Source organism: Streptomyces sp. NPDC050743, from assembly GCF_044456925.1.
Classification (GTDB): Bacteria; Actinomycetota; Actinomycetes; order Streptomycetales; family Streptomycetaceae; genus Streptomyces.
In genome coordinates, this window is the sequence record NZ_JBITGJ010000059.1 from 46862 (window position 1) to 56264 (window position 9403).

The window sequence follows — 9403 nt, forward strand, 5'->3', positions numbered from 1 at the left end:
TCAGGACCCCCTGGGGAGTCGACCGTCATGACGAGAGGAGGTGCCGCCAGTGATCGCGAACGTATCGGCGCACCGGCGGGCGAACGCCTTCGCCCAGGCCCTGGAAGAACAGCCCGACCGGGACACGGCGGCAGAGCAGTCCGTAGGACCGGCGGGTTCCCCGCCGACCGCCGAGGAGCGGACCGAGCAGGGCGAGCTGCTGGCCCTGGCCGCGGACCTCGGCGCACTGCCGAAGCCGCACCTCGATCCCGAGGTCAAGGTCGTGCAGCGCGCCCAGCTGGTGGCCGCGATGGAGGCCATGCTCCAGGAGGGCACCGGGGCGGCGGACGCGTCCGTACCGGAACAGCGCTCATCCCGGTCCCGGGGCGCGCACCGGGCGAGCCCGCTGGGCAAACTCCGGCCGCGTTCCCGGCTGACCAAGGGGCTCGCGGCGGGCGGGCTCAGCGTGGGCGTGGCCGCGGGAGCCTTCGGCGGAGTCGCCGCCGCGAGCTCGGACGCCCTGCCCGGTGACTCCCTCTACGGCCTCAAACGCGGCATCGAGGACTTCAAGCTCAACTATCTGACCGACGGCGACGACCAGCGCGGCCAGACCTATCTCGACCAGGCCTCCACCCGGCTCAACGAGGCCCGCCGGCTGCTGGAGCGCGGCCGCGGCGGCCACCTGGACCACGAGTCCATCGGCGAGATCCGCCGCACGCTCTCCGGCATGCAGCAGGACGTCACCGAGGGCCACCGCCTGCTCCACGAGGCCTACGAGGCCGACCCCAAGTCGCTCGGCCCGATCCAGGCGCTGTCCACCTTCTCCCGCTCCCACCGCGAGGCGTGGAGCGCGCTCAGCGACAAGCTGCCCGTGCAGCTCGGGGACGTCAAAGAGCAGGTGTCGTCGGTGTTCGACGCCATAGACCAGGAGGTCGCCCCGCTGCAGTCCCTGCTCCCGCAGGCACCCGCCCAGGGCCGCGACGGCAAGCGGCAGGGCTCCGGCTCCGCATCCGGTGGCTCCTCCGGCGACCACCGGTCGACGGCGCCCAGCTCCACCAGCACCACCCCGTCCTCCGGCCGGCACGCACGCCCGGGCGACCCGAGCGGCTCCGCCACCGGCAGCAGCGGCGAGGGTCTGCTCGGCGGCGACACGGGCGGCCTGCTGGACCCACCGAAGACGGGCACCGGCACCAGCGCCCCGTCCGCCGGCAAATCCCCGTCCGCCGCCCCCGACGTCACCCTCCCCCCGCTCCTCCCCGGCCTCCTGCCGGGCCTGGGCATCGACAGCGAGGACACGCACTGACGCCGGTACGGCAACGACACCGGGGGCGCCCCACCCGAGCGGGGCGCCCCCGGTGTCGTATGCGGACGGGGTGAGGGGCGGAAAATCAGAAGAACGCGGAAGGTCAGAAGAACACCGAGCGCCGCTGAACCAACAGCTTGTACAGCGTGTGCTGGATCTGCTCCCGCACCTGGTCGGTCAGGTTGAACATCAGCATCGGATCCTCGGCCGCCTCCGCCGGATACCCGTCCGTCGGAATCGGCTCCCCGAACTGAATCGTCCACTTGGTCGGCAACGGAATCGCACCGAGCGGCCCCAGCCACGGAAACGTCGGCGTCAACGGGAAGTACGGGAAGCCCAGCAACCGCGCCAGCGTCTTCGCGTTGCCGATCATCGGGTAGATCTCCTCCGCCCCCACGATCGAGCACGGAATGATCGGCACCCCCTGCCGCAGCGCGGTCGACACGAAGCCGCCCCGCCCGAACCGCTGCAACTTGTACCGCTCGCTGAAAGGTTTCCCGATGCCCTTGAAGCCCTCCGGCATCACCCCGACCAGCTCGCCCTGAGCCAGCAGCCGCTCGGCGTCCTCCGTGCAGGCCAGGGTGTGCCCCAGCTTGCGGGCCAGCTCGTTGACCACCGGCAGCACGAAGACCAAGTCGGCCGCCAGCAGCCGTAGATGACGGTCGGCCGGATGCTGGTCGTGCACCGCGACCTGCATCATCAGCCCGTCCAGCGGCAGCGTCCCGGAGTGGTTGGCGACGATCAGCGCCCCGCCGTCCGCCGGGATGTTCTCGATGCCCTTCACGTCGACCCGGAAGTACTTCTCGTACACCGGCCGCAGCAGCGACATCAGGACCTGGTCGGTCAGCTCCTCGTCGTAACCGAAGTCGTCGACGTCGTAGTCCCCGGTCAGCCGGCGCCGCAGAAAGGCCAGCCCGGCCGCCACACGCCGCTCCAGGCCGCCGCCGTCCCACTCGTCGGCACCCGACGGCTCCAGCGGCTCCTCCGGCTTCTCCTCGCGGCTCACAGGCCCATCTTCCCGTGCCCGGCCCAGGCCCGGCAGGGGCTGGACCTCACCCATCTCCCCGGCCTCGCCGAGGGCGCCGCGCCGGCTGCCCGTGCTCCGGCGTCGCGCCGGGCGCTGCACCGCGCCACCGCGGGACCGGTCGTCGTCGAACGGAATGACCTTGGCGTCCGCCATCGTTGCTGCGCTCCTCGGTTGCGCTAGTCGACGCTGTGCGTCGTGGGCATGCCGCCGCCCTTGGCGGCCAGCGCGGCGATCCGGTCGACGGCCCCCGCGAGGGCTTGAGGCGGCACCAGCCCGGGGCCCTGGCCGCCCGCGAAGTCCGCGAACGTCTCCGCCGTCGTGTACCTGGGCGTGAAGCCCAGCGTGTCGCGCATCTGGACCGTGTCCACCACCCGCCCGTGCGTGAGCAGCCGGATCTGCTCCGGCGAGAAGTCCGTCATACCGAGCGTACGCACCAGCGAACCCGCCCAGGTGACCGCAGGCAGCAGCAGCGGCACGGTAGGCCGCCCGAGCCGCCGGGAGCACTGCGAGAGCAGCAGCACACCCTCCCCGGCGATGTTGAACGTGCCGCTGTTGAGGGTGCCCTTGCGCGGTTCGTGCGAGGCGATCCTGAGCACCTCGACGACGTCGTCCTCGTGCACGAACTGCAGCCGCGGGTCGTAGCCGAACACGGTCGGCAGCACGGGCAGCGCGAAGTACGAGGCGAGCGGGGTGTCGGCGGCGGGCCCGAGGATGTTGGCGAACCGCAGCACGCACACGGCGACGTCCGGCCGGCGCCGTGCGAACCCGCGCACATAGCCCTCGACCTCGACGGTGTCCTTGGCGAAGCCGCCGCTCGGCAGCGACTTCGGCGGGGTCGTCTCGGTGAACACGGCGGGATCCCGCGGCGCGGACCCGTAGACGTTGGTGCTGGACTTCACCACCAGCCGCTTCACGTTCGGAGACTTCTGGCAGGCGCCGAGCAGCTGCATGGTGCCGATGACGTTGGTCTCCTTGACCGTGGCCCGGTTGCCGCTGCCCAGCGCGGTGCCGGTCACGTCCATGTGGACGACCGTGTCGGCGCCCGTCTCGGCCAGCACCCGGGCGATGGTCGGCTGCCGGATGTCGGCCTGGATGAAGTCCGCCCCGCCCAGATGGTGGGCCGGCGGCACCGCGTCCACGGCGATCACCCGGTCGACCTCCGGATCCCGCTGGATCCGCCGTACGAACCGGCCGCCCAGTTGCCGGGCCACTCCGGTGACGAGCACGACCTTCCCCAAGATCAGCGCCTTCCCTCGTACGTGATGCGTACGGCCAACCTAGCGGGTTGATGTTGCGCTGTGATGACCGCCCGATGCACGAAGTGACGGAAATTCACTCATCGGCATTTGACGGGTTCCCCGGACCATGCCGGGTTCACCGGATATGCCTGTGGCCTCCCATCGTGCCGATGGAAGGCCACAGATACGCGTGACACGCTCTCGCGACGCCGCTTACTTCTTGTTGCGGCGCTGAACGCGCGTGCGCTTGAGCAGCTTGCGGTGCTTCTTCTTGGCCATCCGCTTGCGCCGCTTCTTGATAACAGAGCCCACGACTACCCTCGCTCACTTCTCATCACTCGGTTGTTTGGGCGCCATGGGCCCACACGACCTACGAGGGGCTAGCCTACCCAACCGAGCGCCGAGGTCGTAATCGAGGGTGGTACCCGGGGTCACCCGGGGGTCACCCCGGGGTTGCCGTCAGGCTGTCTCCACCCCCACATAGCTGTCACGGAGGTACTCGTGTACCGCTTGCTCCGGGACACGGAACGACCGCCCGACCCGGATCGCGGGCAGATGACCGCTGTGCACCAGGCGGTACACGGTCATCTTCGACACTCGCATCACCGAGGCGACCTCCGCCACGGTAAGGAACACGACCTCGTTCAGAGGCCTCTCGTCAGCTGCAGCCATGACACACCTGAACCTTCCGCACTCGACGGCCACCGGCTTCCCCTTCCGGTGACTCTTCGTCGTTGCGTGCTCACTCCCCAATGTAGGGGCGGGTGATGCAAGTGGGGAAGAGGTGCACCCATCGCAGGCCTACTGTGACAGACACGCTCGTTTGAGTACGTAGCGGGTGAGCGGCCGGTAGTACTCAGGCCGCACGGCGTCATCAACCGGAACGACGACGGACACGCGCCCCTCCGCCTCCCCCACGAACAGCGCCGGATCGTCGGTGTCGGCCAGCCCGATGGCCTCGAACCCCAGCTGACCAGCACCACAGACCCAGCCGTGATCCCCGACGACCAGCTCGGGCAACGGCCCACCGCCTTCCGCCGCGGCCTCCAGCACGACCCGAACCGGCAGCGGCGAATGACTGTGCACGCCGGGCTCACAACCGGGGCGCCCGCCGCCGGTTTCCCGCACCAACCCAACCCGCCGTGCGTAGCCGAGGTGATGCGTACGTAGACCGAACCGGGTCAATATGTCGATACGGCGACCCTGCGCGGGTGTGAGCACGTCACACCCCGCCGCCGAGAGCGCGTCCGCGAGGCCGGCGTAGAACCCGAGCAGCCGCTGCGGATGCCCGGTCCCGAACAACACGGGCGCGCCGCGCCTGGCCACCTCCCGGATCCGCCCCGCGAAGAGATCCAACGCGGCCAGCGTCCGCTCCGGATCGATCACGTCCGGCCCCGAAGTGTGCCGGGGGTCGCCCGAGACCCCACACTTCTGCGCCATCAGCTCAAGCAACTCCGCCTGACCCCAGGCCCCCTCGGGATCGATCCCGATCAGCAGCCGGGGATCCCGGGCCGCGAACAGCCGATAACTGCGCAGACTGTCCTCCCGAGAGGTCCCCACCTCCCCGGCAAGCCGGACAGCCAGCAGATGCGCACGCAGAGCTCCGCTGGTCGACACGGATGCGATGGTGACGCATGGGAGGAGGGGACGGGCGGGAAACCGGGGAAATGCGCACGGTTGGCGTAAACACCCGACGGCCATCGCACCGCCGGAAGCCCGTACGCCGGCTTCGCCCGGCCGGCCCTAGGGGCGCCTTCCCCGCCGACCGAGCCGCCTGGTGGGTTCAGGGCAGCAGGCCGCGCAGCGGAAACGCCGCCCGGCGAGTGGCCCGTACGGCCTGATCCAAGCGGTCAGCGGGGTCGTACCCGGCCTCCCAGGACGCCCAACTCACCGGCCACCGCCCGTCGGTCATCCGCTGCGGCCCGAACTGCCGAGTCCGGGCGAACACCTCCTGCCGCCACGCCTCCGGGATCATCGCCTCCGGCTCCACCGGCCTGCCCGCCGCGATCCCCACCAGATGCGTCCACGACCGCGGCACGACATCGACCACCGCGTATCCCCCGCCCCCGAGCGCGACCCACTTCCCCCCGGCGTACTCGTGCGCCAGCTCATGACACGCCACCTGCACGGCCCGCTGCGCATCCAGCGACACGGCGAGATGCGCCAGCGGATCCTCGAAGTGCGTATCCGCCCCGTGCTGCGACACCAGCACCTGCGGCCGGAACTCCGCCAGCAACTCCGGCACCACCGCATGGAACGCCCGCAACCACCCGGCGTCCCCGGTCCCCGCCGGCAGGGCGACATTCACGGCCGCCCCCTCGCCCGCCCCGGCGCCCGTCTCCTCCGGCCACCCGGTCTGCGGGAACAACGTACGGGGATGCTCGTGCAACGAGATCGTCAGAACCCGCGGATCCTCCCAGAACGCCGCCTGCACCCCGTCCCCGTGGTGCACGTCGACATCCACATACGCCACCCGCTCGGCCCCCAGCTCCAGCAGCCGGGCGATGGCCAGCGAGGCGTCGTTGTAGATACAGAACCCCGAGGCCCCACCCGGCATCGCATGGTGCAGACCGCCCGCGAAGTTCACGGCGTGATCGGCGCCCCCGCGCCACACCGCCTCCGCCGCCCCCACCGACTGCCCGGCGATCAGCGCGGACACCTCGTGCATCCCCGCGAAGGCGGGATCGTCGAGAGTGCCCAGCCCGTACGACCCATCGGCCCCCGCCGGGTCCGCCGACGCCGCCTTCACCGCGTCGATGTAGTCCTCCCGATGGACCAGCCGCAGCGTGGACTCCCCGGCCGGCTTGGCCGCGACGACCTCCATCTCCCGGTCGAGCCCGAAGGCATCCACCAGTTTCCGGGTCAGTGCCAGCCGGACCGGATCCATCGGGTGGTCCGGGCCGAAGTCATAGCCCGTTACTGCCTCGTCCCACATCAGCTGTGCGCGGCCGCTCATGACCGCCACCGTATCGGTCAGGTTGAGCGGCGAACGACCTGGCGTACACCAACGTCACCAGCACCAACACCATCGGCACGAGCATGGCGCCCCGATAGCTCCAGCCATCGCCCAAAGCACCCACCAGCGGCGAACCGATCAGAAAACCCACGTAATTGAAGATGTTCAGCCGCGCGATGGCCGCATCCGATGCACCCGGGAACAGCCGCCCCGCCGCCGCGAAGGTCTGCGGCACCAGCACGCACAGCCCCAGGCCCAAGAGCGTGAACCCGAGCATCCCGACCCACGCCCCGGGCGCCGAGGCCACCACCGCGAACCCGCCAGCCGCCACCAGCGTCCCGAGCCGTACGACCGCCACGGCCCCGAACCGCCGTACCCCGAAGTCCCCGATGGTCCGCCCCAGCAGCGTGGTCACCATGTACACGTTGTACGGCACCGTCGCCAGCTGCTCCGAGCTGCCCAGCACGTCCTTCAGATACTTCGCGCTCCAGTTGGAGACGGTCGAGTCCCCGATGTAGGCGAAGGTCATCACCAGACACAGCGGCAGCAGCAGCTTGAAGACGACACCCGCGCCCTGGCCCTGTTCCTCCCCGACGGGTGCCGGCCCCCCGTCGACGTACCACCGGCTCCCCACGAGCGTCGCCGGGAGCAGCAGGGCCACCACCGGCAGGTACGACACCCACAGCGCGAGATGCCAGTGCGCCCCGACCCACGCCAGCGAGGCGCCCAGGATCCCGCCCAGGCTGTACGCGGCGTGAAAGCTGAGCATGATGCTGCGCCCGTACGACCGCTGCAGGCTCACCCCGAGCATGTTCATGGAGGCGTCCAGCGCACCCACGGCCAGCCCGAACGCGCCCAGCGCCACCGCCAGTTCCGCGATGTGCCCGCCCGCCCCGGCGCCGAGCAGAGCCAGCAGTACAACCGGCTGGGACCAGCGCAGCAGCCGGCTGGGCCGTATTCGCTTGACCAACTGCTCGGTGGTCACACTGCCGACACCGGCGAGGACCGGCACGGCGGCCAGGAAGACCGGCAGCAGCGCGTCGGAGACGCCGTACCGGTCCTGGATGGCCGGGATCCGCGTCACCAGCAGGGCGAAGGTGGCGCCCTGGGCGAAGAAGCTGAACGCCAGCGAGGCCCTACCGCGCCGCAGCACATCAGTCATGGCGGCGAGCGTAGGGCCCCGGGCTACTTGTGGGTAGATCCAGCCAAAGATGAATTTCCTTCAGCTTCACCGAGTGCAGGCTCAGGCGGCGACAGCGACCTCGGACGTCCCGGCCGCCGACATCCCGGCCTCGGCAGCCTCGGACTTGCCCGCTTCCACCTCGGCGGTCAGCATCTTCTCCATCGGCTCGACGGCCAGGCCCCCGCTGACCACGAACCCGATCACCATCGCACCGATGAGGAAGACGCTGCCGAGCCACACCATCGTGTCCACGGGAATGGTGTACGCACCCACGACCCGGGCGACACACTCGGCGAGCAGCACCAGCCCCCACACGACCGAGAACGCCTTCTCCTTGCGCCGGAAGGCCGCGGACCGGTCCGAGGCACCGGAGACGAGCCGCTCCCAGGCGGCTTCCTTGACCGCGTCCCCCTTCACCAGGAACGGCTTCATACCCGCGGTCATCATCGGCTTGCCCAGCCACACGGAGGCGAGGATCCCGAAGGCGATGACACTGCTGATCCCGCTGTCCTTGGCGAGCATCAGCCGCGGGTCACCGGAGACGAAGCTCAGCAACAGGGAGACGACGTTGACGACCAGGATGAGACCGGCCAGGGGGTTGGTCTTCCGCTCCTTGACCAGGCCCCACACCGTCCGCAGCGCCGGCACGACACTGCTCCAGGCGAGCGCCGCGAAGGTGCTCATGCCGAAGGCGTCCTTGAAGAGGTAGTACGAGCCGAGCGGCACCGCCACGTCCAGGATCAGCGGCTTGAAGTTGTCCAGCACACTCGAGTTCTGCTTCCGCTGCTGCTCGGTCCGGCCCTGGGCCCCCGTGTTCTTCGTCATGCCCTCAGCTTCGCCGCCGCAGGGGGTGCGCCAGTAGAAACGAACATCCGGACGTCCGCATGACAATTGTCAGGCACCGGGCGATGGCTTCCGTCAAACCAGCAGGTCAGCCAACTCTCCCATGGAGGAGAAGAGTTGGTCGGCGCCTGCCAGCTTCGCCGCCGGCGTCATCGCGGTGAACCCGTAGACCGTCATCCCGGCCGCCACGGCCGCCTGGACGCCCAGCGGAGAGTCCTCCACGACCAGGCACCGCTCCGGCGCTACCCCCATGCGCTCCGCGGCGTGGAGGAAGAGATCGGGCGCCGGCTTCCCACGCCCCACGTCCTCGGAACTGAAGATGCGCTCCTCCGTGAACCACCGGTCGAGCCCGGTCGTACGGTGCCCGACCCGGATCCGCGCATGACTCCCCGAGGAGGCCACGCAGGACGGCACCCCGCCCGCGGCCAGCTTCTCCAGTACGCCGGCCACGCCGGCCACGGCTTGCAACTCCCGCTCGAACGCGGCGAACACGCGCGCGTGGAACACGTCGTCGAAGTCGTCCGGCAGCCGCTGCCCGGTCCGCTCCAGCACGAGCTCATGGATCCGGTGCATCGCCGAGCCCATGTAGTCCCGGATTGAGTCCTCGTACGACGTCGGGTGCCCCAACTCGGTCAGGTAGCCGGCCAGCAGCCGGTTGGAAATGGGCTCGCTGTCGACGAGCACGCCGTCGTTGTCGAAGATGACGAGGTCATAGCGCATGGACCAACCCTAAACGCAGAAAGGCCCACGCCGTCCGGCGTGGGCCTTTCCCAAGAATCGTTCGGCGGCGTCCTACTCTCCCACAGGGTCCCCCCTGCAGTACCATCGGCGCTGTGAGGCTTAGCTTCCGGGTTCGGAATGTAACCGGGCGTTT

At 69.9% G+C, this 9403-nt stretch carries 10 protein-coding genes and 1 rRNA gene; 1 reads left to right on the forward strand and 10 read right to left on the reverse strand.

Annotated elements, in window-relative coordinates; translation table 11 throughout:
* Positions 1-49: 49 nt before the first annotated feature.
* Positions 50-1282 (forward strand): DUF5667 domain-containing protein, encoded by a 1233-nt coding sequence (locus ACIBJF_RS36780; RefSeq protein ID WP_399180483.1) that lies wholly within the window; start codon positions 50-52, stop codon positions 1280-1282.
* 103 nt (positions 1283-1385) lie between these two features.
* Here the strand turns inward: ACIBJF_RS36780 and ACIBJF_RS36785 are convergent, their stop codons facing one another.
* The 10 genes from ACIBJF_RS36785 to rrf form a co-directional block, all read right to left on the reverse strand.
* Positions 1386-2462, reverse strand: coding sequence for a lysophospholipid acyltransferase family protein (locus tag ACIBJF_RS36785; protein WP_399180485.1), 1077 nt, complete (start codon positions 2460-2462; stop codon positions 1386-1388).
* A 23-nt stretch (positions 2463-2485) separates the two neighbouring features.
* Positions 2486-3547 carry an NAD-dependent epimerase/dehydratase family protein gene (locus tag ACIBJF_RS36790; protein WP_399180487.1) on the reverse strand — a complete coding sequence of 354 codons (1062 nt, stop codon included), beginning with the start codon at positions 3545-3547 and terminating at the stop codon, positions 2486-2488.
* A gap of 213 nt (positions 3548-3760) precedes the next feature.
* Complete coding sequence (locus ACIBJF_RS36795) at positions 3761-3859, reverse strand: 30S ribosomal protein bS22 (RefSeq protein WP_003948845.1); 99 nt, start codon at positions 3857-3859, stop codon at positions 3761-3763.
* A gap of 147 nt (positions 3860-4006) precedes the next feature.
* Positions 4007-4219 (reverse strand): helix-turn-helix domain-containing protein, encoded by a 213-nt coding sequence (locus ACIBJF_RS36800; protein ID WP_159045602.1) that lies wholly within the window; start codon positions 4217-4219, stop codon positions 4007-4009.
* 129 nt (positions 4220-4348) lie between these two features.
* Positions 4349-5164 carry a phosphatase gene (locus tag ACIBJF_RS36805; protein ID WP_399180489.1) on the reverse strand — a complete coding sequence of 272 codons (816 nt, stop codon included), beginning with the start codon at positions 5162-5164 and terminating at the stop codon, positions 4349-4351.
* Positions 5165-5330: 166 nt separating this feature from the next.
* Positions 5331-6503, reverse strand: a complete 1173-nt coding sequence (locus ACIBJF_RS36810) for an acetoin utilization protein AcuC (protein WP_399180491.1) — start codon at positions 6501-6503, stop codon at positions 5331-5333.
* Positions 6454-7665 (reverse strand): MFS transporter, encoded by a 1212-nt coding sequence (locus ACIBJF_RS36815; protein WP_399180493.1) that lies wholly within the window; start codon positions 7663-7665, stop codon positions 6454-6456. Before ACIBJF_RS36815 ends, ACIBJF_RS36810 begins: the two co-directional genes overlap by 50 nt.
* 81 nt (positions 7666-7746) lie before the next feature.
* Positions 7747-8511, reverse strand: a complete 765-nt coding sequence (locus ACIBJF_RS36820; protein ID WP_399180495.1) for a VC0807 family protein — start codon at positions 8509-8511, stop codon at positions 7747-7749.
* A 93-nt stretch (positions 8512-8604) separates the two neighbouring features.
* The gene (locus ACIBJF_RS36825; protein WP_399180497.1) at positions 8605-9249 is read right to left on the reverse strand and encodes an HAD family hydrolase; all 645 of its coding nucleotides are present in this window, start codon (positions 9247-9249) and stop codon (positions 8605-8607) included.
* Positions 9250-9308: 59 nt separating this feature from the next.
* A 5S ribosomal RNA gene (rrf, locus tag ACIBJF_RS36830) occupies positions 9309-9403 on the reverse strand; the annotation flags it as partial.

Coding starts and splice junctions, on each gene's coding strand:
- ACIBJF_RS36785 (WP_399180485.1), bottom strand. CDS start 2,462: ATGGCGGACGCCAAGGTCATTCCGTTCGACGACGACCGGTCCCGCGGT.
- ACIBJF_RS36820 (WP_399180495.1), bottom strand. CDS start 8,511: ATGACGAAGAACACGGGGGCCCAGGGCCGGACCGAGCAGCAGCGGAAG.
- ACIBJF_RS36825 (WP_399180497.1), bottom strand. CDS start 9,249: ATGCGCTATGACCTCGTCATCTTCGACAACGACGGCGTGCTCGTCGAC.
- ACIBJF_RS36800 (WP_159045602.1), bottom strand. CDS start 4,219: ATGGCTGCAGCTGACGAGAGGCCTCTGAACGAGGTCGTGTTCCTTACC.
- ACIBJF_RS36810 (WP_399180491.1), bottom strand. CDS start 6,503: ATGAGCGGCCGCGCACAGCTGATGTGGGACGAGGCAGTAACGGGCTAT.
- ACIBJF_RS36815 (WP_399180493.1), bottom strand. CDS start 7,665: ATGACTGATGTGCTGCGGCGCGGTAGGGCCTCGCTGGCGTTCAGCTTC.